This is a genomic window from Amycolatopsis sp. cmx-4-83 (genome assembly GCF_046548815.1).
Lineage (GTDB): Bacteria > Actinomycetota > Actinomycetes > Mycobacteriales > Pseudonocardiaceae > Amycolatopsis > Amycolatopsis pretoriensis_A.
Window position 1 is genome coordinate 501941 of record NZ_JAEBEF010000001.1, and the last position, 25270, is coordinate 527210.

At 72.1% G+C, this 25270-nt stretch carries 21 protein-coding genes; 13 read left to right on the top strand and 8 right to left on the bottom strand.

Annotation, left to right across the window (positions count from 1 at the left end; genetic code table 11):
- Nucleotides 1-59 precede the first annotated feature (59 nt).
- Both ACLJQM_RS02655 and eccE read right to left on the bottom strand, forming a co-directional pair.
- Nucleotides 60-779, bottom strand: coding sequence for a hypothetical protein (locus ACLJQM_RS02655; RefSeq protein ID WP_086862313.1), 720 nt, complete (start codon nucleotides 777-779; stop codon nucleotides 60-62).
- Nucleotides 776-2011, bottom strand: coding sequence for a type VII secretion protein EccE (gene eccE, locus ACLJQM_RS02660; protein WP_247025368.1), 1236 nt, complete (start codon nucleotides 2009-2011; stop codon nucleotides 776-778). Before eccE ends, ACLJQM_RS02655 begins: the two co-directional genes overlap by 4 nt.
- 621 nt (nucleotides 2012-2632) lie before the next feature.
- Between eccE and eccB the strand changes: the two genes are divergently transcribed.
- From eccB to ACLJQM_RS02675, 3 genes are all read left to right on the top strand, one after another.
- Nucleotides 2633-4270, top strand: coding sequence for a type VII secretion protein EccB (eccB, locus tag ACLJQM_RS02665; RefSeq protein ID WP_410630028.1), 1638 nt, complete (start codon nucleotides 2633-2635; stop codon nucleotides 4268-4270).
- A 64-nt stretch (nucleotides 4271-4334) separates the two neighbouring features.
- A complete protein-coding gene (locus tag ACLJQM_RS02670) occupies nucleotides 4335-4655 on the top strand; it encodes a hypothetical protein (RefSeq protein ID WP_247015068.1) in 321 nt (106 codons plus the stop codon).
- On the top strand, nucleotides 4652-5737 hold the full coding sequence (locus ACLJQM_RS02675) for a WXG100 family type VII secretion target (RefSeq protein ID WP_410630030.1): 1086 nt from the start codon (nucleotides 4652-4654) through the stop codon (nucleotides 5735-5737). The genes ACLJQM_RS02670 and ACLJQM_RS02675 overlap by 4 nt, the downstream gene beginning before the upstream one ends.
- 45 nt (nucleotides 5738-5782) lie before the next feature.
- Here ACLJQM_RS02675 and ACLJQM_RS02680 read toward each other — a convergent pair whose 3' ends face one another.
- Together ACLJQM_RS02680 and eccD are read right to left on the bottom strand one after the other, a co-directional pair.
- Nucleotides 5783-7390: a S8 family serine peptidase gene (locus ACLJQM_RS02680; RefSeq protein WP_360768233.1), complete on the bottom strand. Its 1608-nt coding sequence runs from the start codon at nucleotides 7388-7390 to the stop codon at nucleotides 5783-5785.
- A 20-nt stretch (nucleotides 7391-7410) separates the two neighbouring features.
- On the bottom strand, nucleotides 7411-8775 hold the full coding sequence (gene eccD, locus ACLJQM_RS02685) for a type VII secretion integral membrane protein EccD (RefSeq protein ID WP_247015061.1): 1365 nt from the start codon (nucleotides 8773-8775) through the stop codon (nucleotides 7411-7413).
- Nucleotides 8776-9143: 368 nt separating this feature from the next.
- Here eccD and eccCa point away from each other — a divergent pair, with 368 nt between their 5' ends.
- The 5 genes from eccCa (at nucleotide 9144) to ACLJQM_RS02710 (ending at nucleotide 16542) form a co-directional block, all read left to right on the top strand.
- Nucleotides 9144-13157, top strand: coding sequence for a type VII secretion protein EccCa (gene eccCa, locus ACLJQM_RS02690; protein ID WP_247015059.1), 4014 nt, complete (start codon nucleotides 9144-9146; stop codon nucleotides 13155-13157).
- Nucleotides 13158-13263: 106 nt separating this feature from the next.
- On the top strand, nucleotides 13264-15255 hold the full coding sequence (locus ACLJQM_RS02695) for a type VII secretion-associated protein (RefSeq protein WP_410630033.1): 1992 nt from the start codon (nucleotides 13264-13266) through the stop codon (nucleotides 15253-15255).
- A gap of 12 nt (nucleotides 15256-15267) precedes the next feature.
- A complete protein-coding gene (locus tag ACLJQM_RS02700; protein WP_247015054.1) occupies nucleotides 15268-15615 on the top strand; it encodes a hypothetical protein in 348 nt (115 codons plus the stop codon).
- A 255-nt stretch (nucleotides 15616-15870) separates the two neighbouring features.
- Nucleotides 15871-16191 carry a WXG100 family type VII secretion target gene (locus ACLJQM_RS02705; RefSeq protein ID WP_410630035.1) on the top strand — a complete coding sequence of 107 codons (321 nt, stop codon included), beginning with the start codon at nucleotides 15871-15873 and terminating at the stop codon, nucleotides 16189-16191.
- Between the two features lie 57 nt (nucleotides 16192-16248).
- Nucleotides 16249-16542 carry a WXG100 family type VII secretion target gene (locus tag ACLJQM_RS02710; protein WP_410630037.1) on the top strand — a complete coding sequence of 98 codons (294 nt, stop codon included), beginning with the start codon at nucleotides 16249-16251 and terminating at the stop codon, nucleotides 16540-16542.
- A 142-nt stretch (nucleotides 16543-16684) separates the two neighbouring features.
- Here the strand turns inward: ACLJQM_RS02710 and ACLJQM_RS02715 are convergent, their stop codons facing one another.
- Nucleotides 16685-17401: a DUF4333 domain-containing protein gene (locus ACLJQM_RS02715; protein WP_410630039.1), complete on the bottom strand. Its 717-nt coding sequence runs from the start codon at nucleotides 17399-17401 to the stop codon at nucleotides 16685-16687.
- Nucleotides 17402-17430: 29 nt separating this feature from the next.
- Nucleotides 17431-18324 carry a hypothetical protein gene (locus ACLJQM_RS02720; protein ID WP_247015046.1) on the bottom strand — a complete coding sequence of 298 codons (894 nt, stop codon included), beginning with the start codon at nucleotides 18322-18324 and terminating at the stop codon, nucleotides 17431-17433.
- 260 nt (nucleotides 18325-18584) lie between these two features.
- On the opposite strand from ACLJQM_RS02720, the gene rplM reads away from it, so the two are divergent.
- From rplM to glmM, 3 genes are all read left to right on the top strand, one after another.
- Nucleotides 18585-19037 carry a 50S ribosomal protein L13 gene (gene rplM, locus ACLJQM_RS02725; RefSeq protein ID WP_086857631.1) on the top strand — a complete coding sequence of 151 codons (453 nt, stop codon included), beginning with the start codon at nucleotides 18585-18587 and terminating at the stop codon, nucleotides 19035-19037.
- A gap of 14 nt (nucleotides 19038-19051) precedes the next feature.
- Nucleotides 19052-19636 (top strand): 30S ribosomal protein S9, encoded by a 585-nt coding sequence (gene rpsI, locus ACLJQM_RS02730; RefSeq protein WP_360768252.1) that lies wholly within the window; start codon nucleotides 19052-19054, stop codon nucleotides 19634-19636.
- A gap of 159 nt (nucleotides 19637-19795) precedes the next feature.
- The gene (gene glmM, locus ACLJQM_RS02735) at nucleotides 19796-21130 is read left to right on the top strand and encodes a phosphoglucosamine mutase (protein WP_410630042.1); all 1335 of its coding nucleotides are present in this window, start codon (nucleotides 19796-19798) and stop codon (nucleotides 21128-21130) included.
- Nucleotides 21131-21160: 30 nt separating this feature from the next.
- Here glmM and ACLJQM_RS02740 read toward each other — a convergent pair whose 3' ends face one another.
- Together ACLJQM_RS02740 and ACLJQM_RS02745 are read right to left on the bottom strand one after the other, a co-directional pair.
- A complete protein-coding gene (locus ACLJQM_RS02740; protein WP_410630044.1) occupies nucleotides 21161-22348 on the bottom strand; it encodes an IS30 family transposase in 1188 nt (395 codons plus the stop codon).
- A gap of 61 nt (nucleotides 22349-22409) precedes the next feature.
- Nucleotides 22410-23285, bottom strand: a complete 876-nt coding sequence (locus ACLJQM_RS02745) for a cytochrome P450 (RefSeq protein WP_410630046.1) — start codon at nucleotides 23283-23285, stop codon at nucleotides 22410-22412.
- A 30-nt stretch (nucleotides 23286-23315) separates the two neighbouring features.
- Here ACLJQM_RS02745 and ACLJQM_RS02750 point away from each other — a divergent pair, with 30 nt between their 5' ends.
- Complete coding sequence (locus ACLJQM_RS02750) at nucleotides 23316-24905, top strand: fatty acyl-AMP ligase (protein ID WP_410630047.1); 1590 nt, start codon at nucleotides 23316-23318, stop codon at nucleotides 24903-24905.
- Nucleotides 24898-25158, top strand: a complete 261-nt coding sequence (locus tag ACLJQM_RS02755) for an acyl carrier protein (protein ID WP_247015036.1) — start codon at nucleotides 24898-24900, stop codon at nucleotides 25156-25158. Before ACLJQM_RS02750 ends, ACLJQM_RS02755 begins: the two co-directional genes overlap by 8 nt.
- The last annotated feature ends 112 nt before the right edge of the window (nucleotides 25159-25270 follow it).

Sequence of the window (25270 nt, forward strand, 5' to 3'; positions counted from 1 at the left end):
ACGAAAGCGGGTGGCTCCCTCGAGAGGAACCACCCGCTTTCGCACGTCCGAAGTGGTGCTCAGTCGCCGCGGCGGACGGGGCCCAGGAGCTGCTGCTCCTTGCCCGTCGTCACCAGGCGCAGGGGACGCCACAGGTTGCGGCCCAGCGCCACCACCTGGTCGTCCTTCAACGTCGTCAGCTGCCGCATCATCTGCGGCGGCAGGCGCCAGATGCGGGCCGCCAGCTCGGCCTGGCCGGCCGGGAGGCGCTGCATCAGGACCAGGTCCGCCGCGTTGGCCGTCGCGCCCGCCTGCGGGTGCAGGTACGGGAGGACGTAGATCGTCGTCTGCCACGGCGAGCGCGGGGGGAACAGGTCCTGCGGGGTCGGGCCGCCGTCGGTGACGACCAGCAGCGGTGCGTCCTCCGATGGCCTCGGCAGCTCGACCGGGGACAGGCGGCGGATCTGCACCAGCGGGGACGGCCGGCCGTCGCGGCTGCCGGCCGCGCGGGACAGCACCTGCCACTCCGTCGGACGGCCCGTCGCCACCACGACCCACGCGCCGACCGCCATCGCGCGCATCGCGACCTGGCGGGCCAGGTACAGCCCGCCCACCAGCACGATGCGCGTCGGGGTCGAGCGCAGCGCCGAGATCGTCAGCGGCTCGCCCTTGAGGCCCGAGCCGAGCACGATGCCGCCGCGGTCGCCCGAGGGGCTGATCGCGTCGAGCATCGCGGGGTCCACGGTGAACTCCGGCGACACCCCGGTGTTCTGCCCGGCGTCACGGACGCGGGAAGTCATGCCGTACCTCCGATCGGCAGCGTCGCGGCGAACGCGGAGACCTGCAGCCCGCGCAGCGGCGTCAGGTCCACGCCGAGCCGCTCGGACAGCCCGTGCAGCCGCTGGTCGGCGGCGTCGAGCTCACGCGGGTTGCGCGCGCTCAGCCGGACCACGCCGCGCAGCCCGATCTTGCCTTCGTCGGACGCGGGGGAAATCGACATCGCGAGGGTCGCCGACAGCGCGCGGACGCTCGTCAGCGCGTCGAGGCTGCCGGCGATCTTGCCCTTCGGCCAGCCGGTGATCGCGTAGCTCGCGTGGCCGATGCCGGCCGCGGTCACGCCGGACCAGCGTTCCTGCAGCGTGACCTTGTTCGGCGAACCGGCGACGGCGGTGAGCTCGGCGGCCGAGATGCCGGCGCGCAGCAGCTCGTCCGGGTCCAGCGGCCGGGTCGGCACGCCTTGGGACTCGAGTGCGTTGCGCACCCGCGAAAGCGCGCCGATCAGCGCGCGGTGGGCGCCGACGACGCCGCCGCCGCGCTCGCGGATCGCCGCCGGGCAGCGCTTCGGGTCCAGCCGGATCGCGACCCACGTCGTCCGCCGCGCCGCCGCGGGCAGCGGCCCGAGCACCTCCATGTAGGAGCTGAGCGCCGGCGAGTCCGACGGCAGCGCCGCGCTGCCCGGGTAGCAGTGCCAGATCATCTGGATGGCGTCGAGGACCACACCGCGGTCTTCGAGGCAGGGGGCGAGCGCCGACAGCGGGAGGCTGGGCGCGCCACCGGCCTGGGTGATCAGCGCCGGTGTCGGCTCGACGAGCAGCACCGCCGTCCACGTGCCGTCGTTCCACGAAAGGCCGACCTGCTGGCGTTCGTGGTCGACGCCGTGCGCCACCACGAGGTCCGGCACCGCGATGCGGAGCAGGTTCACGCGGGCGTCGTCCGGGCCGGTCACCGCGGTCTCTTCGGCCGCCAGCTCTTCGACGGTGCTCGGCGGCAGCGGGTTCGCGGTGCGGTCGTGGGAGCGGAACGAGTAGCGCATCGTGAGGCCGATCCACTGGGTGAACCAGCGGCCGCGCCAGCGCAGCAGCGCGACGATGAGGGCGAAGGCGACGATGCCGATGCCGACGTACTTGAGCGACATGTCGATCGCGAGCAGCACCAGCCCGACGGCGAGGCCGACCTCGAGCACGACGAGGTTGGCGACCGGGAGCGGGCCGAGGTTGACGCCGGAGGAGCGGCGCCGCGCCGGCGGGGCCAGCCGCGTCGCGCCGGACGGGGGAGCGGGGCTGTCTTCGGGTCCCTGCGGGCCGCTCGGGCCACCGGGTCCACCCGGACCGCCGCCACCGGGTCCACCGCCACCGGGTCCACCCGGGCCACCGGGACCGCCGCCGCCGGGACCACCCGGGCCACCAGGACCGCCGCCACCGGGACCGCCAGGACCGCCGGGGCCACCAGGCCCACCGGGACGCGGACCGGGACCACCGGGACCAGGAGCGCCGGGACCGGGTCCACCCGGGCCGCGCGGGGGCATGCCGGGACCGCCCGGGCCGCCCGGACCGCCACCGGGTCCACCGGGTCCGCCAGGTCCACCGGGGACGCCGCCGGGACCTCCTGGGCCGCCGGGACCACCGGGTCTCACCGGACGCGGCGGCGGGCCCGGCTGGCGGCCGGGCGGCGGGGGCCCGGGCGGGCCAGGCGGACGTGGAGGGTTGGTGACGGACATCCGCGCTTTCTCTTCCCCTCGTGCTTGCTGCGTACCCGGAAGCCGGGTCCCGGGGAGTCCGACACTAGCTTGAGTTGGTAGAAACCCCACACCAGACGGTCCCCGTACGGCTATCCTGCGGAACCGTACCGCGACGGGGAGAGCTGTAGGTCGAGAATGCCATCAACACCCACGACTAAGTCTCAGGTTCAGGCGTATCAGTTCGTCCTGCGGCGGATGCAGTCGGCGCTGGTCCGGCGGGACGCCGTGATGCTGCACGACCCGATGCGCACCCACACGAGGGCGACCATCGTGGGGGTCGTGCTGGGCGCGCTGGGCATGATCGTGTTCATCGTCTGGGGCCTGCTCAGCCCGGCGCCTTCGGTGCCGGAGGCCGGGAACATCGTGATCGGCGAACAGTCCGGCACGGTCTACGTCGTGACGGGCAACCCGAAGAAGCTGATCCCCACGTTCAACCTCGCGTCCGCCCGCCTCCTGCTGCTGGCGCAGTCGAAGAACTCGAGCGCGGGCAGCGGCGGTTCGACCGCGGCACCGGCCGCGCCCGCCGCGGCGAGCCCGGCGAGTGTGAAGAACCCCACGGTCGTTTCCGACGCGCAGCTCGAGTCCATTCCGCGCGACAAACTCACCGGAATTCCGGACGGCCCGCAGCTGATCCCGTCGGATTCCCAGCGCATTTCCCCGAATTGGGCGGTGTGCGACCAGGTCCAGCTCGACCCGGCGCTGCCGAACCCCGACACGGGCAAGACCAACACCTACGTCTTCGGCGGCATCGCGCCCACCGGCCTCGGCACCGAGCTGGGGGAGAACGAGGCGCTGCTGGCGAAGGCCGACAACGGCAAGACCTACCTCGTCTACCGGCTGCCGAGCTCGCGGAACCGGCCGAACGCCAACACCGTGCGCGCCGAGGTCGACGTCGACAACGCCAACAACGCGGTCGGGACGGCGCTGCAGCTGCCGCCGACGGGGCGGAAGATCACGCCGGGGCTGCTGAACGCGATCCCGGAGGTCGCGCGCCTGACCCCGCCGCAGATCCCGAGCGGCCAGTCCCCGGCGGACTTCGACGGCCTCACCGTCGGCGACGTCTTCTCCACGCAGCCGACCGGCGCGCAGCCCGACTACTGGGCGATCACGCCCGGCGGCATCCAGAAGATCTCCAACGCGGTCGCCGACATCATCCGCGTCGCGAAGAACGGCAGCGGGAGCAAGATCCAGGTCCTCGGCCTGGACAAGCTGGCCGGCGTGCACGTGCTGCAGCCCACCGACAAGGACTACATCGCGGTCGACGACTTCCCGCGTTCGGTGCCGACGGTGCTCGACGCGACGAAGAACTCCTCGGTCGCCTGCCTGGGCTGGTCGCTGGTCGGCTCCGGCGCCGACCAGGACGCGCACACCTCGGTGTACGTCGACACGCAGCTGCCGGGCCAGAAGGGCACCGGCGACAAGTTCACCCCGATGACGGTGACCACGCCGGGCCCGAACCGCGTGCCGATCAACGGCTTCTACCTCAAGCCGGGCTTCGCCGCGGTGGTCCAGTCCGCGACCGGCAAGGACAGCTTCGGCAAGGGCACCATCCAGCTGGTCTCGGACCGCGGGATCCGCTACAGCGTCCCGGACGCGGCGACGGCGGACGCGATCGGCCTGAACAACCGGCAGCCCGCGCCCGAGTCGGTCATCGGGCTGCTGCCGACCGGGGCGTCGCTGAACACCCAGGACGTGCTCAAGCAGTTCGACTCGGTGCCGATCGACCCGAACGCGGGTTCGTTCTCGACGCCGACCCGCCCGGCGGGGAGCTGAGCGGAACCGCCGGCCCGCTCCGCGCGTCACACGCCCGGAGCGTTGTCTGCTGAGCGGAGGTGCCGTGGCCGGCTTGAGGATGGACGGCGTCGTCGTCGCCGAGTACGCCAAGACGGCCGAGGCGGCCGCCGGCGACTTGGACGCGGCGGCGGCCGGGGTCGGGGGCGAGGGCGTTTCCGCGGAGTCCTACGGGCCGCTGGGGGCCGGGATCGGCCTCGGTGAGTCGTACGGGCGCGCGGCCGGGGCGTTGCGGCGCCAGCTGACCGACGGCGCGGAAGCGCTGCGCTCGGCCGCGGAAGCGCTGCGGCAGGTCACGGTGCGCCACGACGGCCAGGACGCCGACGCCGCCGAGCTGATCAAGCGCGCCGGGAGGCTCGAGGGATGATCGCCGAAAGCACGACCGAGTCCATTCCGCACCCGCTGGCGAAGCAGCAGCCGGTGGCGGTTGCGGTGCCGCAGGGCGAGGACATCACCGAGGCGGCCGAGCCGTACCTGGGCTACCTCACCGACCTCGCCCGGCAGCTCGGGGTCCTCGACCCCGTGGAGACGTACTTCCGCCCGCTGATCGGGCGCTGGGCCGACCTGGGCGCCGAAGCGGACCGGTTGCGCCAAGCGGCTTCCGTCGCGGCCGAGGTGTCCACCCGGCTCGACGACCAGCTCGGCCGCCTCGACGCGGGCTGGGAGGGGCGCGACGCGGACTCGTTCGTCGCCTACATCCGGGAGATCGGCGCGGCGGGCGGTGACCTCGAGGAAGCGCTGAACGTCCTGGCGGGCGCGCTCGAGGAGCTGGTCGAGACGGTCCGCCACGTCGTCGTCGACCTCGTCGAAGTCCTGGTGGACGCGGCGGACCTGACGTCGGAGACGATGCTCCTCCCGAGCGGCGGCGCCCGGCGGGCGCGGGCCCAGCTGGAGGAGACGCGGGAGTCGGCGAAGGCGCTGTACGAGACCGCGCGGGACGTCATGGAGGCGTTCGACCGGCTCTGCGAAGGCGTCGACGACCCCGACGCGGCTTCGCGGAGCATCGAGATCCGGCACCGGTACCCGCAGGAGAAGTTCAAGCTGCACGACGGGGCGCTGAACGAGGGCGACGCCGTGGACTCGGCCACGCCGTCGGCTGCCGGGGAAGCGACGACGCCGTCCTCAGCCGGAGCTTCGGACGAGGTCACGTCGCCGTCTTCGGCGGAGCCGAAGCACACCGCTTCGGGAACCCCGGACGACGCGCAGCCCGCCGACGCCCCGCAAGCCGCGCCCGCCCCGGACCACGTGGCGAACCAGCAGACGTCCGGCGGTGTCCCGATGATGCCGATGATGGGCTTCGGCGCGTTCGGCGGCGGCGGTGGGGGACGGCGTCAGCCGAAGACGCGCCCGGTGACGACGTCGTCGGAACTGCTGGGCGAGCCCGGTCTGGTGGCCCCGCCGGTGATCGGCGAGGACGAGAAGCCGGCGCCGGAGAAGAAGAAGCCGTGAGCTTTCCCTTGGCCCGCGCGGGAAACGCGGGCCAAGGGGTGGTCGTCAGCGGCGGGCCGGCCCGGTCTCGGCCGTGCGGGTGCGGCGGAGCGTGCGCATCACGAACAGCGTGATCAGCAACGCCACCACGCCACCGCCGGTGCCCGCGAGCGCCACGATCACCGGGGTCGAGCTGCGGTCGTTCGCCGGCGGCAGCTGGGCCATCTGCTGGGACGGGATCGGCGCCATGCCCCCGACTTCGGACGGCAGGGTCGCGGTCAGCGCGGCCACCGGGTCGACCACGCCGAAGCCGACGAAGTTGTCGCGCCCGCCGGGTGCGGCCGGGTGCTGGGCCGTCTGCTTGATCCGGTTGACGATGCCCCGCCCGTCGAGCTGCGAGAACTTCGCCTTCACCAGCGCGGCCAGCCCGGCGACGTACGGCGCCGCGAAGCTGGTGCCCTGGATCTCGCTGGCCTTGTCGCCGCTTTCGAAGGTCAGGTTCGCGAGGCCGTTCGAGCCTTCGGCGGGGTCGAGCGAGACGATCTTCGTGCCCGGCGCCGCGACGCCCACCCAGGGGCCGTGCACGCTGAACGCGGCCACGCCGCCGGTGTCGTCGATCGCACCCACCGACAGGACGTCGTCGGCGAACCACGGCGGCGTCACGATCGTCTTGGGCTTCTTCGCGTCGGGCTGGTCGTTCTGCGGGCACGTGTCCGTCGCGTTGCCCGCGGCGGCGATGATCACGACGCCCTTCTCGGCCGCGAAGTGCACGGCGGCCTGCACCTGCTGCTCGCCTTCGGTGATCGACCCGGTCGCCGGACGGCAGTTGTCGACCGACATGTTGATGATGTCGGCCTCGTTGCGCTCGGCGATGCCGCGGATGATCTCGGCCAGCGTCTTCAGCGTGCCCGCGGTGCCGGCCTTCTCCAGCTGGCGCCCGCCGTTCGACTGCCCGGGCGAGGTCTGGTCGCCTTCGCCGGTCCCGCCACCACCACCCGACGGCGGCAGCGACGATTCCGACCCGGACGGCGGGTTGGTGCTCGACGAGGGCGTGCCCGCGGTGCTGGACGACGGCGGCGGCGGCGCCGCCGTTTCCGTGTTGGGCTCGTAGTTCTCGCTCAGCTGGCGGTAGGACACGATCGTCGCGTCCGGGGCGACGCCGACGAAGCCGACCTCGGGGTTGTCCGGCTTCGCCGCGATGATCCCGGCGACCTCGGTGCCGTGCCCGTCGCAGTCTTCGAGCCCCGGCGGCTGGCCCTTCGTCGTGGTGGAGACGTAGTCACCGCCGGACAGGAGGTTGGGCAGCCAGGGGTGCCGCGTCACGCCCGTGTCGACCACCGCGACCCGGACGCCCTTGCCCGCGCCGCCGCCGGTGGCCGCCCTGACGATGTCCTGCGCCTTGGAGATCTGCAGGTAGTCCTGGCCCCAGGGCCGGTACTTGATTTCGATGTTCTGGCCGAGCGTGCTGCGCTGGACGCAGCCCTTCGACTGCTTGTAGTTCTTGTCCGGCTTGCGCTCGTCCGCGATCAGCTTGCCCGGGTCGACCGGCGGCGGGGTCGCGAAGTAGCCGTCGGTGGACTGCTGCGCCCACCCCGGCACCGCCATCCCGAGCGGCGCCAGGACGCCGATCGTGCCGGCCAGCAAAGCCGTCGTGGTCCGCCGTGCCACTGACATCCGAGATTCACCCGATCCGGTTACTTGAAGTTCAGGTGCCGCAGGGTGGTGTAAAGGTCCATCACACCCAGGGCGAGCGGGAGCACCGACGCGATGCAGAGCGCTTCGATGATCTCGACGGTCCGGCGCAGCGGCGGCGAGAAGCGCTGGTTCGGGAAGATCACACCGACCACGAGCGCGCCGGCGGCGAGCAGGATCAGCGCGCCGAAGACGTAGAGCAGGCGGTTCTGGGCGCTCGCCGAGATCAGCCAGCCGACGCCGATCCCGGTCGCCGAGACCAGGCCGGTGGTGAGCAGCGCGATCGCCTGGCTGCCGTTGGCGTACGCGCGGGCGCGCAGCAGCAGCACGAGCGTCGCGACGACGCCGAGGATGATCCCGAACACGCCGGGCGCGCTGGCGGCGATGACCGCCGAGACGGCGACGGTGGCGCCGCAGCCGACCATCAGGCCGGTCATGTAGTTGTGCGCGATCGCCGTGCGGAGCTCGATCGCGCGGTAGTCGGGGAAGCCGGAGTCTTCCTTCAGCTCTTCGGCGTTGCTGGGGACGTGCGGCAGCGGCAGCTTCGCGAGCCAGATCGTGGCGCGCGGCAGGATCGAGATGCAGGCGAGGGCGACCGCGACCGTGCCGGCCGCGATGCCGGCCGCCGGGTGCGCGACGAGCGTGCCGAAGAGGAAGGCCAGCCCGCCGAAGGTGCCGGCGGTGGCGGCCGCGATGAACGTCGTGATGCCGGCGCCGATGACCATGATGCAGACGGACGCGACGATGATCACGAGGACCGCGCCGAGCAGCAGGTTCGCCCGCAGGGAAAGGCCGGGCACGATGTAGAAGCCGCTGACGAACGCGAGTGGCAGGCCGCCGGCCGCGGCGATCAGGACGCCGGTCGCTTCCGCTTGGTAGGCCTTGGCGAGCGTCGCGCCGACCGCGACGCACGCGATCGCGCCGATGCCGCCCGCGATGGCCGCGCCGAGCGCGCTGCCGCCGTAGAAGGACCCGCTCATGAACAGCGCGACGGCGGCGATGACCAGCGCCAGCCCGCCCGCGACGTGCCCGAAGCGGTTCGCCGTCTCCTTGGTCCACGGCCGGAAGCTGTCGGGCGAGGACTCGGCGATGGCGTCGACGACGTCGTCGTAGAGCGGCGGCGGCGGGTTTTCGTTGCGCTTGCGCAGCTGCAGCAGCTCACCGTCGACGACCCCGAGCGAAGCCAGCGTCCGGCTCGGGTCGAGCGGCGCGTCCCCGAGCTTGGCGAGCGCCCAGCCACCGTGGCGCGCCCCACCGTCGGGCGCGGTTTCCTTGGCCATGTCCAGCAGCATCGGCAGGAGGTCGGCCACCGCGACGTCGGCGGGCAGCGCCACATCGATCCGCGTCGAGGGCGCGACGACCGTCACCCTGCTGAAAACTGTCGTGCCCGTAGCCACTGCACTGCCCCCGCTCGGTCGAGACTGCTCCCGGGGGAACTTATACCGAACCCCGGTGCCGGCATCATCGAACGTCCGAAATTCACCGCCGGGCCCAGCTCGGGTCACCGGCGGCCCGGCGTTCACGACCTCTGGGCGCCGGGAGAACGCAGGTCGGTGGCCGGAACGCCGGATCACTGCCGGTGCCGGGCCGTACACTCGCCAGGCGGGGTCAGGACCACGCCGGTGAGCGGTTACGGCATCCGCCGGAATTCCGCCAGGACGTTCGATAGGTTGTTCGCGCACCTTGCGCACCAAGCGGTGGCCGCCATCGTCGAGTTTGAATGAGGGGTCCTTCGATGAGCACGCTGCAGTTCAAGAAGTCGCCGCGGCTGGCGGCACCGCGCCCGCCGGGTGGTGAGGTGCACCTCGAGCCGCCGCCCGAGGTGCCCCGGGTCATCCCCGGCAACATCGTGATGAAGGCGCTGCCGATCGTCATGATCTTCGCGTCGCTCGGGATGATGGTCTTCATGTTCACCGCCAGCGGGCGGAACCCGATGATGATGGCCATGGGCGGCATGATGGTCGTCGGGACGCTCGGGATGATGGCCGGCGGCGGTGGCAAGGGCGGCGGTGCCAAGCGCGCCGAGATGGACGAAGACCGCAAGGACTACCTCCGCTACCTCGGCCAGATGCGCGACCGCGCCCGCGAGGCGATGGTCGACCAGCGCGCCGCGCTCGAGTGGGTGCACCCCGACCCGCAGTCGCTGTGGTCGCTGGCGGCCAGCCGCCGGATGTGGGAGCGGCGGCAGAACGACCAGGACTTCCTGCACCTGCGCGTCGGGCGCAGCTCGCACCGCCTCGCGACGCGGCTGGTCCCGCCGCAGACCGGGCCGGTCGACGAACTGGAGCCGATCGCCACCCTCGCGCTGCGCCGGTTCGTGCGCGCGCACTCGATCGTGCCGGACCTCCCCACCCAGATCACCCTCCGCGGGTTCGCCGCGGTGAGCATGCAGGGCGACCGGGCGCTGACCCGCGGCCTCACCCGCGCGATGCTCGCGCAGATGGTCACCTTCCACAGCCCCGACGACGTGCTGGTCGCGGTCGCCACCGCGGGCCGCGCGAAGGAGGAGTGGGAGTGGGCGAAGTGGCTGCCGCACGCCCAGCACCCGACGCTGTCGGACGGCATCGGCCAGCTCCGCATGATGGCCGGTTCGCTGGCGCAGATCGAAAACTGGCTCGACGAAGAACTCCGTGACCGCCAGCGGTTCTCCCGCAACGCCACGCCGGCGCCGGACCAGCCGCACGTCGTCATCATCATCGACGACGCCGAGGTCACCCGCGAAGAGCAGATCGTCCTCGAGGAGGGCCTGGTCGGCGTCACGCTGATCGACCTGTCCGACTCGCTCGGCAACCTCGCCGCCCGCCGCGGCCTCCGGCTCGTCGTGGAGGCCGACCGGCTCGGCGCCCGCAGCGCCGGCGGCGTCGAGTGGTTCGGCCGCCCCGACACGCTCAGCCTGGTGGAGACCGAGTCGCTGGCCCGCCTCATCTCGCCGTACCGCGTCGGCGGCGCCGCGGGTCAGGACGTCGGCGACGAAGAGCCGCTGCTGTCCAACCCGTCGCTGCTCGAACTGCTCGGCATCCCGGGCGACCCGATGACCTTCGACGTCCAGCAGGCGTGGCGGCCCCGGCCGATCCGCGACCGCTACCGCGTCCCGTTCGGCGTCGGCGAGTACGGCCAGCCGGTCGAGCTGGACATCAAGGAAGCCGCCGCCGAGGGCATGGGCCCGCACGGCCTGTGCATCGGCGCGACCGGTTCCGGCAAGTCGGAGTTCCTCCGCACCCTGGTGCTGGGCCTGCTGGCCACGCACTCGTCGAGCACGCTCAACTTCGTCCTCGTCGACTTCAAGGGTGGCGCGACGTTCATGGGCCTGGACAAGGCCCCGCACGTCTCCGCGGTCATCACCAACCTCGCGGACGAGGTCACGCTGGTCGACCGCATGAGGGACGCGCTGGCCGGCGAGATGAACCGGCGCCAGGAAGCGCTGAAGAACGGCGGCAACTTCAAGAACGTCTGGGAATACGAGAAAGCCCGCGAGAACGGTGCGGACCTCGACCCGCTGCCCGCGCTGTTCATCGTCTGTGACGAGTTTTCCGAGCTGCTGTCGGCGAAGCCGGACTTCATCGACCTCTTCGTCGCGATCGGCCGGCTGGGCCGGTCGCTGCAGATGCACATGCTGCTCGCCTCCCAGCGCCTCGAGGAAGGCAAGCTGCGCGGCCTGGACTCGCACCTGTCGTACCGGATCGGCCTGAAAACCTTCTCCGCGGCGGAGTCCCGCGCCGCGATCGGCGTGCCGGACGCGTTCGAGCTGCCCTCGGTCCCCGGTGGTGGCTACCTGAAGTACGACACCTCGACCCTGGTGCGGTTCAAGGCGTCCTACGTCTCGGGCCCGTACCGGCCGGCCGGCCTGAAGGCGGCGGGCCCGGCGGCGACCGTGGTCCGCGCGGACAAGCGGCCGCAGCTGTTCGTCCCGGACTTCGTCGAACTGCCGAAGGAGCCGGAACCGCAGTTCATCGAGGAAGCCCCGAAGGAAGAGCAGCGGCAGCCCGAAGAGGCGGTCGAACCCAGCGAGCTGGACGTCATCGTCTCGCGGCTGGTCGGGCAGGGCCCGCCGGCGCACGAGGTGTGGCTGCCGCCGCTGAAGGACCCGAACTCCCTCGACACGCTGCTGCCGAACCTGAACCCGACCGACGACCGCGGCCTGTCCCCGGTCGGCTTCTTCGGCAACGGTCGGCTGCAGGTCCCGCTCGGCATCATCGACCGGCCGTACGAGCAGCGCCGCGACCCGCTGTGGGCGGACTTCTCCGGTGCGTCCGGCCACGGCGTGATCGTCGGCGGCCCGCAGTCGGGCAAGTCGACGATGCTGCGGACGCTGATCATGTCGATGGCGCTCACGCACACCCCCGAGGAAGCGCAGTTCTACTGCCTCGACCTCGGTGGCGGCACGCTGACCGGTCTGGCCGACCTGCCCCACGTCGGTGGCGTCGCGGTGGCGCGGCGCGAGCCGGACAAGGCGCGGCGGATCGTGGCCGAGCTGACCACCCTGCTCACCGAGCGGGAAGGCCGGTTCGGGGCGATGGGCATCGACTCGATGACCGAGTTCCGCAACCGCAAGCGCCGCGGCGAGATCCGGCCGGACCAGGACCCGTTCGGCGACGCGTTCCTCGTCGTCGACAACTGGCGGGCCCTGCGCGACGACTTCGAAGAGCTGGAAACCACCATCACCCGGCTGGCCACGCAGGGTCTGTCCTACGGCGTGCACGTCATCGTCGCCGCCAACCGCTGGGCGGACATCCGGCCGGCGATCAAGGACATGCTGGGCACCCGGTTCGAGCTGCGCCTCGGTGACCCGACCGAGTCCGACATCGACCGCCGCGTCGCGGTCAACATCCCGGCCGGGCGGCCGGGCCGCGGCCTGACCCGGGAGAAGCTGCACATGCTGGGCGGTCTCCCGCGGATCGACGGGTCGAGCGACCCGGAGACGATCGCGGCGGGGGTGGCCGACGCGGTGGCGAAGATCAAGGGCGCGTGGCGCGGCCGGGTCGCGCCGCAGGTCCGCCTGCTGCCGGAGATGATCACCTACGAAGAGGTGCTGAAGCTCGACACCGCGCGGGACTCCAAGCTGGTCCCGATCGGCGTCAACGAGGAAGACCTGCAGCCGATCTACCTCGACTTCAACGCCGAGCCGCACTTCTACGCCTTCGCCGACGGCGAGTCGGGCAAGACGAACCTGCTGCGGCAGATCGCCCGCGGCATCTCGGAGCGCTACACCCCGTCCGAAGCGCTCATCCTGCTGGTGGACTACCGGCGCACGATGCTCGGCTTCGTCCAGGGCGACGCGCTGCTCGGGTACGCGGTGTCGTCGAACCAGCTGGAGAGCATGGTCGGGGACGTCTTCAACTCGATGACGCGGCGCCTGCCGGGCCCGGACGTGACGCAGGAGCAACTGAAGACGCGGTCGTGGTGGAAGGGCCCGGAGCTGTTCATCCTGGTCGACGACTACGACCTGGTGGCCACGTCGACGACCAACCCGCTGCGGAAGATCTCCGACTTCCTGCCCCAGGCCAAGGACGTCGGCCTGCACCTGGTGGTCGTGCGGCGCACCGGTGGTGCGTCGAAGGCGATGTACGACCCGATCATCGGCAAGCTCAAGGAGATCGCGGCGCCGGGCATGGTGATGAACGGTTCCCGCGACGAGGGCGCGCTGGTCGGCAACATCAAGCCGAGCGCGATGCCGCCGGGCCGGGGCAACCTGCTCACCCGGAAGGCGGGCAAGCAGCTGATCCAGGTCGCGTGGATCCAGCCCGACTGACGACGGCGGCGGGACGAGCTCCCGGCGGGGTGGGTAGGTTCCTCCCCGAGGGAGCGCCCCGCCGGCGGGGTGTGGGGAATCGCGACGAAATGTGCGGGAGCTGCTGGTGACGGTCCGGGTTGCGGTGGACTTCGGGACGTCGAGCACCTGCGTCGTCGCCTCCGTGAACGGGCGCGAACCGCAGGTCGTGGTGATCGACGGCCAGCCGCTGATGTCCTCGGCGGTGTTCGCGGCCGCGGATGGCACGCTGTTCGTCGGCCAGGAGGCCGAGCGGCAGGCGGCGGTCGACCCCTCGCGGTACGAGCCGAACCCGAAGCGCCGGATCGACGAGGGCGAGCTGCTCCTCGGCGACAGCGTCCTGCGGGTGACCGACGTCGTGCACGCCGTCCTCGGGCGCGCGGTGGCCGAAGCGCGCCGCCTCGCCGGGGACGCCGAGATCGACCTGCTGGTGCTGACCCACCCGGCGGACTGGGGCGCGATCCGCACCCGGCTGCTGCGGCAGGCGGCGGGCGGGCTGGCGCGCGAGGTCGCGCTGGTGCCCGAGCCGGTCGCCGCGGCGGTGTACCACGCGGCGACGTTCGCGCCGCAGGACGTGACGAACGACCGCACCGTCGAGTTCAGCGGCCGCCCCGGCGACACGCTCGCGGTGCTGGACCTCGGTGGCGGCACGGTGGACGTCAGCGTGGTCCGGCGGCTGCCGCCGGAAAACGCGCGGGACCGCGCCGGGCGTCCGCAGCGCGGCGGGTTCCAGGTCCTCGCCACCCGGGGCGACCCCGGGTTCGGCGGCGCGGACGTCGACCAGGCGCTGCTGGAGCACGTCGGCTCGCTGGTGTCCGCGGCCGACCCGGACGCGTGGCGCCAGCTTGTCGAGGGGCGTGAGCTGGTCGACCGGCGCCGCCGCCGCGTGCTGCGCCAGGACGTCCGGGGCGCGAAGGAGACGCTCTCGCGGCACGCCTACACGGACGTGCCGATGCCGCCGCCGTTCGCCGACGCCCACGTCACCCGCGAAGACCTGGAGCGGCTGATCGCCGCGCCGCTGGGCCGCGCGGTGGAGCTGACCGTCGCGGCCATCGGCGACGCGGGGCTGCGGCCGAAGCAGCTCACGGCGATCTTCCTGGTCGGCGGCTCGAGCCGGATCCCGATGATCTCCCGGCTGGTGCACGAGCGCACCGGCGTGGTGCCGACGAGCCTCGACCAGCCCGAGACGGTCGTGGCGCGCGGCGCGCTGCGGGCGGTGCTGGTGGACCCGGACCGCACCGGCGCCCTCCCCGGCGAAACGATGGCGCGGCTCGGCGCGGTACCGGGCGGCGCGCACAGCCCGGCGGCGCAGCGCACGGAGGTCGTCCGGCCGGGCGACGTCGCCCCGCGCCAGGCACCGGTCCCGCCGCGCACCGCGCCCGCCGCGGGCGGGTTCCCGAACCGCCAGGGGCCGCCGCCGTCGCCGCCCCACGGCCAGCCCGCGGCCCGCCCGTGGACCCCGGCCGCCGGCCAGCCCGCCCAGCCGGGCCCGCCGCCGGTACGGCCCGCGCCGGAACCGGCCGCGAAGAGCAAGCGGAAGCTGTGGGGCGTCGCCGGGATCGCGGTGGTCGTCGTGGCCGCGCTCGTCGTCGCCGGCATCCTCGTGTTCAAGAGCTCCGGGAACGACGCCGCGAGCGGGCGCACGCTCTCGCAGTACGACTTCAAGTTCGTCTCGCCGGGGGACTGGGTCCAGACCGACGACCGGGTCGCCGACCGCCAGGTCGTCATCCACCCGCAGGAATCCCGCGACGGCAACGACCTGCTCGTCGCGCAGGAATACGTGATGGACTACGACGCGACCGCCGATCCGCAGAAGCTGGTCGACGAGCTCAAGCGCAGCGCGGAGGCCGACACCGAGCGCTGGAGCGCGTTCAACCCGAGCGTGTCCTACGCCGGCCGGACCGTGATCGGTTACCACGAAAGCAAACCGGACCGGCCGGATCTCCAGGTCGACTGGTACGTGGTCGCGAAGGGCAAGGTGCGGGTGCACATCGGCTGCCAGTACGCCACGGCGCAGCTGAAGGACCGGGTCGCCGTCGCGTGCACGCAAGCCGTGTCCACGGTCGAAATCCTCAACTGAGAGAGGCACGCGGTGCCGTCCGAAGAATTCGAAAGCGCCGCGGCGTCCTTCAAACGGGCGGGGCAGGACGCGGTGACGCACGCGCGCCGCGTCGCCGGGAACGCGAAGGCGCGCGCCCAGCGGCGCCGCAGCGAAAACGCCGAGCTGCTGAAGCGCAGCGGCCGCGGCGGGAAGTCCGGCGACCCGACGCCCGGCGCGCTGCGCGCCGCCGCCGAACGGTTCCGCCGCGCCCGCGGGCTGCCGGTCGCGGAGGTTCCCGATCCGGTTCCTTCGCTTTCGCAACTTCCCGCCCGGACGCCTCGATCGGGTGATGAAGACGAAGACTTTTCCCAGATGCGAATCATGAAACGCGATCAGTGACGGCGGTGCCGCGGTCGCTGTGCGTGTGCTAACTCCGCTGGTGGAGAAGACATTTTCGGGTGACGCGTCGCTGGTCCGGGGTGATCGGCGAATACCTCCGGCGATCGGTTCCCGCGGCGGGCGTTAACGCAAGCAACTACTTGTGGGCAAAGCACGACACGGGGGAACCGGGCATGGCAATGTCTGCGTCGTAGGGCCGTACAAACGAACAAGCCTGGTACGGACGACCATCAATCTTGCGAAGGGGGTTCCGGCATGTCTGTCGGATTCCAGGGAACACCGGCTCAGTTCACCGAGGCCGAAGGCCGCGTCACCGAGGTGCGCGCCGGCATGGACCAGAACCTGTCCACGCTGCGCGACCGCATCGAGGCCACCCGCGCCGGCTGGCAGGGCGAGGCGCAGAAGGCGTTCGACCACGTGATGATGCGGTTCGACGAGGACGCCCGCGGCATGAACCAGGCGCTGCAGAAGATCGCGGAGCTGCTCAAGGAAGCCGGCTCGAAGTACGAGCGCTCCGAGCAGCAGCAGCAGGAGATCATGCAGGCCGTGAACCGCGGCTTCGACCGCCTCGGCTGAGTCACACCCCGTTCACCCCAGACCACCTGACTTCCGCACTTTTCGAAGGAGCACACCATGCCTGATGGCGCCGGCATTGTCGTCAATTACCAGACCATCCACGCGGCCGCCGAGGACTGCAGCACCACCGGCAACGAGCTGCAGCAGGCGTTCGACCGTCTGAAGGACGACCTCAAGCCGCTGGTCACCACCTGGACCGGTTCCGCGAAGGACCAGTACGACCAGGCCCAGCGCAACTGGGACCAGAAGTTCGAGGACCTGAAGCAGGTTCTGGCGCAGATCGCCGCCGCCCTGCCGCAGATCGCCGACGGCTACCAGAGCACGGACAAGGCCGTCGAGGGCCTGTTCTGAGCCGCTAGCCCCGGGAACCACGGCGGGCCCGCACTCCGGTGCGGGGCCCGCCGTTTTCCGTTGTGCGGCAAGCGAATTCCCGGCGACGGGAAAGTGGACGGCGGGAAAACCCGGCGGGGCGGGGCTTTCCGGCGCCGCCCGGTCAGTGCGGGGCGCCGACCTCGTACTCCGGCCGGTCGTTGAGCACCCGCACGGTCACCTTCTTCTCCTGCCCGCCGATCGTGACCGTGCAGTCGAAGGTCGTCCCGTTCCGGGCCGCTTCGTTCGACGGGCACTGCGCGTTCTTCACGTCCGGCTCGCCGTAGTTCTCGTTGAGGACCTTGACGACACCGTCCTGAAGGGACTGTTGCTCCAGGACGTCACCGCGGAACGCGCCGAGCAGCCACGCCGCTCCGCCGCCTGCTACGAGCACCAGAACCGCCGCGCCCGCGATCAGCAACGGCTTCTTGGACTTCGGCTTCTTCGCCGGCTCCGGGGTGAACGCGCCGAGCCCGCCGTACTGCGCCGGCTGGAACCCGCCGCCGAACTGCTGCCCGGGCTGGCTCTGCGCCGGCCGGCCTGCCGCGGGCGTACCCGGGTGCTGCTGCGGCGTCGGCTGGGACGGCGGCTGCCACGGAGCCGGCGCGCCCGGCTGCCACGGGCCCGAGAACGACCCGGACGTGCCCGGCTGCTGCCCCTGGTTCCACTGGCCCGTGTAGGAACCCGTGCCCGGCTCGGCGTTCTGCTGCTGCCACTGCCCGGCGTGCGGGCCGGTCGCCTGCTGCTCCGGCTGCCAAGCGGGCGGCTGAGCGGGCTGACCAGGCTGGTTCGGCTGCGGCTGCCACCACTGCGGCTGCTGCGGGTCCGGCGGCTGGGTCATCGGAGTTCACCTCGGGTCGTGGTCACGCCTCAGCTGCCCTGCGCTTCGCCGAGCCGGCGGTAGAAGTCGTTCATGGCGGCGCGGTCCGGCAGCACCGTGATCTGCGACGCGTCGGGCAGCTTCGGCATGTCCTGCAGGCTCGCCTTGCCGGTGAACCGGAAGTCGTACTTCAGCTCGACGTTGTGGCCGTCGCCGGAGAACTTCGCCTCCATGCCGAACGAGACGAGGCTGCCGTCCGGGTTCAGCGTGATCGTCGCCGGGACCGGCGCCTTCTTCAGCTCCGGCCCGACCTGGTTCGTGATGCTCGGCGGCAGGATCTCGACCTTGTTCTTGACGAAGACCTCGAACGGCACGGTGACCGTCAGCGCGGTCTTGCCGTCGCCGAGGCTCTTCGCGCCGCGCACGGCCCGCTTGTCGGCCTTGTAGGCGTCGACGGTCGAGTCCGCCATCCGGCACGGCGTCAGCACGCCGCCCCACACGCACGGCTGGACCAGCCCGGCCTCCGGCTTCGGCATGGAGACCCACGCCGTCGGCGAGACGCCCTTCTGGACGTACATCGGGCCGAGGTAGGTGTACTCGACCGTGCCGTCCGCGGGCGTGTACGTGTCGATGATCTCGTCGGGGTTCTTCTGCGAGCGGTGCCGCACCGCGCGGCTCTCCGGGCTGCCCGTGCGGGCCGACGTCACCGTGCTGTGGATCCACTTGTCGTCGAACTTGAAGTAGGCGTCCAGCGAGTTGGTGACGTCGCGGGTGTCGGTGATGGCGTCGCCCAGCTTGCCGATCACCTGCTCGAACTTGCCGCCCACGTAGTCCGCGGCGTCGTCGCCCTTCGCCAGCGCGGTGCCCGCCTTCGCCTGGCCGCAGGCGCTGACCAGGGCCAGGAGGGCAGCCAGGACGAAGATCGCCGTCGGTCGTTTCCTCATGCCGTCCCCTGCTCGCGTGTGCCGCCCGGATGGTCCCATCCTCGCGTGTCGTGGCGACGCGTGCAGGCGGTTCGGCCGGAAAACCGGGTAGAGTCCGGCTGCGCCCGGGCCGGTGGAAGCCTAGTATGGGCGCTCCCACCCACCCCCGATGCACGGGCGCGGTGGACGTGGGGGTATCTTCATATGTCGTTGTGCGTTGCGGCGCATCAGCGCTAGGCCCGCACAGAACCCACACGCAATGTTGACGACGAGGTAGACCCTTGCCCACGTACAGCCCCAAGCCCGGCGACGTCACTCGTGCCTGGCACGTGATCGACGCCGAGGATGTCGTGCTCGGCCGGCTCGCGACCGAGGTCGCCACGCTGCTGCGCGGCAAGCACAAGCCGACCTACGCCCCGCACGTGGACACCGGTGACTTCGTCATCATCGTCAACGCCGAGAAGGTCGCGCTCACCGGAAACAAGCGCGAGCAGAAGTTCGCGTACCGGCACAGCGGTTACCCGGGCGGTTTGCGGAAGCGCTCGTTCGGCGAGCTGCTGGACACCAAGCCCGAGCACCTTGTCGAAAAGGTCGTCAAGGGCATGCTGCCGAAGAACAAGCTCGGCCGCGCCCAGGCGAAGAAGCTCAAGGTGTACGCCGGCCCGCAGCACCCGCACACCGCGCAGCAGCCGCAGGTGCGCGAGATCACCAAGATCGCGCAGGTCGCGCAGTGAGTGAGGAACAGTCTGTGACCAGCACCGAGCCCGAGACCCCCGAGGTCGTTGAGGCCACCGAGGCGACCGAGACCGGCGCCGAGGCCACCAGCGAAACCCCGGCCGCCACCAGCGAGACGCCGGTCGCGACCAGCGAAACCCCGGTTGCGACCAGCGAGACGCCGGTCGCCACCAGCGAGTCGGAAGCCGCGCCGCGCCCGTCGCGGGCCGCCGGCGGCAACGCGCAGACGGTCGGCCGCCGCAAGGAAGCCGTCGTCCGCGTCCGGGTCGTCCCGGGCACCGGCGAGTTCAAGCTCAACGGCCGCACCCTCGAGGAGTACTTCCCGAACAAGGTGCACCAGCAGCTCATCAAGGACCCGCTGGTCCTGGTCGAGAAGCCGGACTCGTTCGACATCTTCGCCAACCTCCACGGTGGCGGCGTTTCGGGTCAGGCGGGCGCGCTGCGCCTGGCGATCGCCCGTGCGCTCATCGAGGTCGACGCCGACGACCGCCCGGCCCTCAAGAAGGCCGGCTTCCTGACCCGTGACGCGCGCGCCACGGAGCGGAAGAAGTACGGCCTCAAGAAGGCCCGCAAGGCCCCGCAGTACAGCAAGCGCTGATCGCGCCCTCAGGCGCAACCCACCGGAGCGCCCATCCGTCCATCGGATGGGCGCTCCGGTTTTTGCGCATCCGGCCCCCGGAGCAACACTCGGGGGTGGGGGAACGCGGTCCGTCAGGATCGCTAGGTTGTCGTGGTGGTTCCACAAGGAGGTCGATCGATGGCACGCCTGTTCGGTACCGACGGGGTACGTGGCCTGGCCAACGCCGAGCTGACGCCGGAGCTGGCGCTCGCACTGGCGGCCAGCGCCGCCCGCGTGCTCGCCGCGCACGACCGCTCGCACCGGCCGGTCGCCGTCGTCGGCCGTGACCCGCGCGCCAGCGGCGAGATGCTCGAAGCCGCGGTGGTGGCGGGTCTCACGTCCGCCGGGGCCGACGTCCGGCTGGTCGGCGTCCTGCCCACGCCCGCGGTCGCGTACCTGGTCGGCGCGCTCGAGGCCGATCTCGGCGTGATGATCTCCGCGTCGCACAACCCGATGCCCGACAACGGCATCAAGCTCTTCGCCGCGGGCGGGCACAAGCTCCCCGACGGCATCGAGGACGAGATCGAGGCCGGCCTCGCCGACGGCAAGGTCCGCCCGACCGGTACCGGCGTCGGGCGCGTCACCACCGTCGACGACGCCCTCGACCGCTACGCCACCCACCTGCTCGGCGCGACCCCGGGCTCGCTCGCCGGGCTGAAGGTCGTCGTCGACTGCGCGAACGGCGCTTCCGCCGCGGCCGCGCCCGAGGTCTACCGCCGGGCCGGTGCCGAGGTCGTCGCGCTGCACGCCGACCCCGACGGCGTCAACATCAACGACCACTGCGGCTCCAACCACCCGGAGAAGCTGCGCAAGGCCGTCGTCGCGCACGGCGCCGACCTCGGCATCGCGCACGACGGCGACGCCGACCGCTGCGTGGCCGTCGACTCCGCCGGCGAACTGATCGACGGCGACCAGATCATGGCGGTGCTGGCGCTCGCGCTGGCCGAGGCCGGCGAGCTGACCAAGGACACGCTGGTCGCGACCGTGATGAGCAACCTCGGCCTGCACCTGGCGATGAAGGCCAACGGCGTCAACGTCGTGACGACGGCGGTCGGCGACCGGTACGTCCTCGAGGAGCTCCGCGCCAGCGGCTTCGCCCTCGGCGGCGAGCAGTCCGGCCACGTGGTGCTCCCGGCCCACGCCACCACCGGCGACGGCCTGCTCACCGCGTTGCGCCTGATGAGCCGCATGGCCGAGACGGGCAAGTCGCTGGCCGACCTCGCCGCCGTGATGAACCGGCTGCCGCAGGTCCTGGTGAACGTCCCGGTCGCGGACAAGGCGGCGGTGGCGGACTCGAGCGAGGTCCGCGACGCCATCGGCGCGGTCGAAGCCGAGCTGGGTGAGGAGGGCCGGGTGCTGCTGCGCCCGTCCGGCACCGAGCAGCTGGTCCGCGTGATGGTCGAGGCCCCGGCCCAGGCCACCGCCCAGGCGGCGGCCGACCGGCTCGCGGGCGTCGTCTCAGCGGTCTCGTAACCGGTCGTGAGTGTTCAGGCGGGGGTGGATTCAAGCGGTCGTCGCAACAGGCTCCTGTGTGGACAGTAGCACCGTGAGGCGCTCGGCTGGGGTGTCCCAGCCGAGGGTCTTGCGGGGACGGCCGTTGAGCTCGGCAGCGACGTTGGCCAGGTCAGCAGGGGTGTGCACCGACAGGTCGGTGCCCTTCGGGAAATACTGACGGAGCAGACCGTTGGTGTTCTCGTTGGAACCCCGCTGCCACGGTGAGTGCGGGTCGCAGAAGTAGATCGCCATCTCAGTCGCCATCGTGATCCGGGCGTGCTGGGCCATCTCGGCGCCCTGATCCCAGGCCAGCGACCGGCACAGCTCATCCGGCAACCGACGGATCGTGGTGATCATGGCCTCGGCAACCGCCGCGGCGTCCTTGCCCTCGGGCAGGTGCAGCAACAGGCAGAACCGGGTGCTGCGCTCGACCAGGGTCCCGATCACCGACCGGCTGTCCTTGCCGACGATCAGGTCCCCTTCCCAGTGCCCCGGGACGGCCCGGTCAGCGGCCTCGGCGGGCCGTTCGGAGATCGGGACCATCCCGGCGATCTTGCCCTGGCGGACGCGACGCCCGTCCGGGGTGCGCTGGGGTTTGCGCAGGGCCCGTCCGGTGCGCAGGCACGCGGCCAGTTCGCGCCGCAGCGCACCGCGGCCCTGGACGTAGAGGGCCTGGTAGATCGTTTCGTGGGTCACGTGCATCCTCGGCTGGTCGGGGAAGTCCCGTTTCAGCCTGGCAGCGATCTGCTCGGGCGACCACCGCGCCCGCAGGTCCTGCGCGACGTGGTCGTGCAGGACCGGGTCGGCGGCCAGTTTCGTGGTCTTGGGTCGTTTCGCTCGCTGCTCGGCGGCGTGCTGGGCGGTGCTGGCCCGGTAGCCGCCTGCGGTGCTGTTGCGGTCCAGTTCCCGCCCGATCGTGGAGCGGTCGCGGCCCAGCCGCCGCGCGATGTCCGCCTTGGGCAGGTGCTGGGCGTGCAGGACCATGATTTCTTCTCGCTCGGCCAGCGAGAGACAGCGGCCCGAGCAGGCCCTCGGCGCGGTGGTGATCACGCCGCCAGCCTGGTCGAACAGCCGTCTCCCGCTGGCCGGCGACACGCCCGCGGCCACCGCGGCCTGCTCGACGGGCAACCCTGCCCGCATCTGGTCCCAGAACGCCACCCGAACGTCTCGGGACAGCCACCGGCGGTTTCCTGTCATGACAACACCTCCAGTGTCAGGTGTTGCGACGACCGCTAGAACCCGAGGGGTTCTAACCCGCCTAACCACTCACGACCACCCGCGCCGAGGCCAGGCCGTGGAACACCGGGTGGGTCTTCCAGGCCACGTCGGTGACTTCGCAGCCCGGCGCCAGGACCTTCGCCAGCGCTCCCAGCGCGACCTCGCCCTCGGCCAGCGCCACCCCGGAACCCGGGCACGCGTGGCGGCCCAGCCCGAACGGCAGGCCGTCGGCCAGCGAGACCGCCACCGGACCGTCGGCGCCGAAGCGCAGGACGTACCGGGCCGGGCTGATCTCCGTCACCAGCTCGCGCACGGACCTCGGCCCCGAGGCGGCCAGTGCCAGCCCGGCGCAGGCCAGGAAGTTCAGCGAGTTTTCGTAGGCGGCGTGCGCGAGCACCACCGGGGTGAACGTCAGCTCGTCCTCGTCGAGCCGCCCGTCCGCGTGCGCCTCCCGCAACGCCGTCAGGCCGCCCGGCCCGGCCGGGGTGCGGCTCAGCTGCACCGCGAGCCGGAACGCGGCCGCCTGCCCGGCCCGGTCCGTGCCGCCGAAGACGTCGAGGTTCGCCGTCGTCGCCTCCAGGCGGTCCAGGAAGGCGTCGTCGAGGGGGATCCCCAGCACCGCCGACGTCACCGCGCCCGCCACCGGCCGCGCGAAGTCGCGCACGAGGTCGAATGCCGGGCCCAGCCCGGCCACCACGGCCTCGATCCCGGCGAGCACCGGCGCCGGCAGCGGCTCCAGCCCGGCGATGATCTCCCGCAGCACCCCGCGCAGCCGCGTGTGCCCCTCGCCGTCGCGCAGCAGCACGCTGGGCGAGCCGCCACCGGGGTCCGACGTCAGGTCCGGCGAGCGCAGGGCCCGCGCGCTCGCGTCGCGTCCGGTGACGACGCCGATCCCGTGCTTCTCGAACTGGTCCATCGCCCGCCAACGGTAGGGCAGGATGGGGCCGTGCCGCCCGCAGCCGTCCCGGACGAGGTCCTGGCCACGCCGTTCACGGACCACCTGCTCCGCAACGCCGCCGAAGATCGCCCGGCCTTCACGTGCTTGACCTTCCCCGGACCGGCTGAGCACACGCTGACCTGGCCGCAGGTGCTCGCGCGCGTCCGCGGTGTCGCCCGCGAACTGCGCCGCCACACCCGGCCGGACGACCGCGTGGCGATCGTCGCCCGCCAGGACCTCGAGTACGTCGTCGCGTTCCTCGGCACGCTCTACGCGGGGCTCGTGGCGATGCCGCTGTCCGTCCCGACCGGTCGCACCCACGCCGCCCGGATCGAATCGGCCTTCGCCGACGCCGGTCCGGCGGTGTGCCTGACCTCGAAGAACCTGCTCGAGAAGACGGCCTCGCTGGCCGGTGCGCCGGACGTCGTGCTCGCGCTCGAGGACATCGGGTCCGACGACACCGAGCCGCCCGCCGAAGTGGCGATGTCGGACCCCGCCTACCTGCAGTACACGTCGGGCTCGACGCGGCGCCCGGCCGCCGCCGTGATCTCCCACCGCGCGCTGGTGGCCAGCTGCTGGCAGACCACCCGCTGCTACCACGCCGACGCGTCGACGCCGCTGGCCGGCTGGGTCCCGTTCTTCCACGACATGGGGCTGGTCCTGCTCATCGGCACGCCGGTCTTCCTCGGCTCGCGGTCGGTGTTCTTCACGCCGATGGAGTTCGTGCGCGACCCGCTGCGCTGGATCCGGCTGCTGGCCGGCTACCCGGGCGCGATCACCGCGGCGCCGAACTTCGCGTTCGACCTGGCCGCCGAAGCGGCGGGGGAGCTGGAGGCCGTCGACCTCTCGCACGTCAACTCCGTGCTCAACGGCAGCGAGCCCGTCCGCGCGGCCACCGTCGAGGCGTTCGAGCGGGCGTTCGCGCCGTTCGGGCTGCCGCGTGCGGCGCACAAGCCGTGCTACGGGCTGGCCGAGGCGACGGTCTTCGTCACGAGCACCGGCGACGAGGGCGCGACCGTGACGACGTCCGAGCGCGGCGAACCGCTGGTGTCCGCGGGGCGGCCGTACGGGCAGCGGATCCGGATCGTCGACAAAGCGACCGGCGAGCTCCGGCCGGACGGCGAGGTCGGCGAGATCCAGGTGTCCGGCCCGAACGTCGCCGACCGGTACTGGGGCCGGGAGGACCCGCTGGCGGCCGACGGCTGGCTGGCCACCGGCGACCTCGGCTTCGTCCGCGAAGGACTGCTGTACGTCACCGGCCGGCTCAAGGACCTGATCATCGTCGACGGCCGCAACCACTACCCGCAGGACGTCGAGGCGACCGTCGAGGCCGCGCACCCGGCCGTGCGGGCCGGCCGGGTCGCCGCGTTCGCCGTCCGGGACGCCCGCGGTGAGGGGGTCGCGGTCGTGGCCGGCTGCGCGGCCCCGGACGAGTCGGTGGAGAAGGCCGTGCGGCGGGCCGTTTCGGTGGGGCACGACCTGCCGCTGCGCGGCCTGTGGCTGGTCCCGCCGGGCGCGGTGCCGCGGACCTCGAGCGGCAAGGTGGCCCGCGCCGCGGCCCGCGACCGCTGGTGGGGCGAGAATGAGCGGCATGGCTGACCCGGGCGCGTACGTCGAGGAGCTCCGGCGGATCATCTGCTTCGCGCTGGAGATCCCGCCGGAGCGGCTGACCGACGTCACGCCGTTCGACGAGCTGGGCATGACGTCCCGGCAGCGGATCCAGCTGCTCGCGCGGGCCGAAGTCACCTACGGCGTCTCGGTCGACCTCGACGAGCTCGACCGGCTGGTGGACGTCCGCGGCGTGGCCGAGGTGATCGCCGAGGCGGTCGCCGCGCAACGCCCGACCGGGTGAGGCGCAGTTCGGCAAAGCCCAGGTAGGGCGCGGGGCCGACCGCTAGACTCTGTGTGCATCTGCGACGGCACCGAACGGCGGCCGGGCGCGTCACAGTCTTGAAAACCCGAGC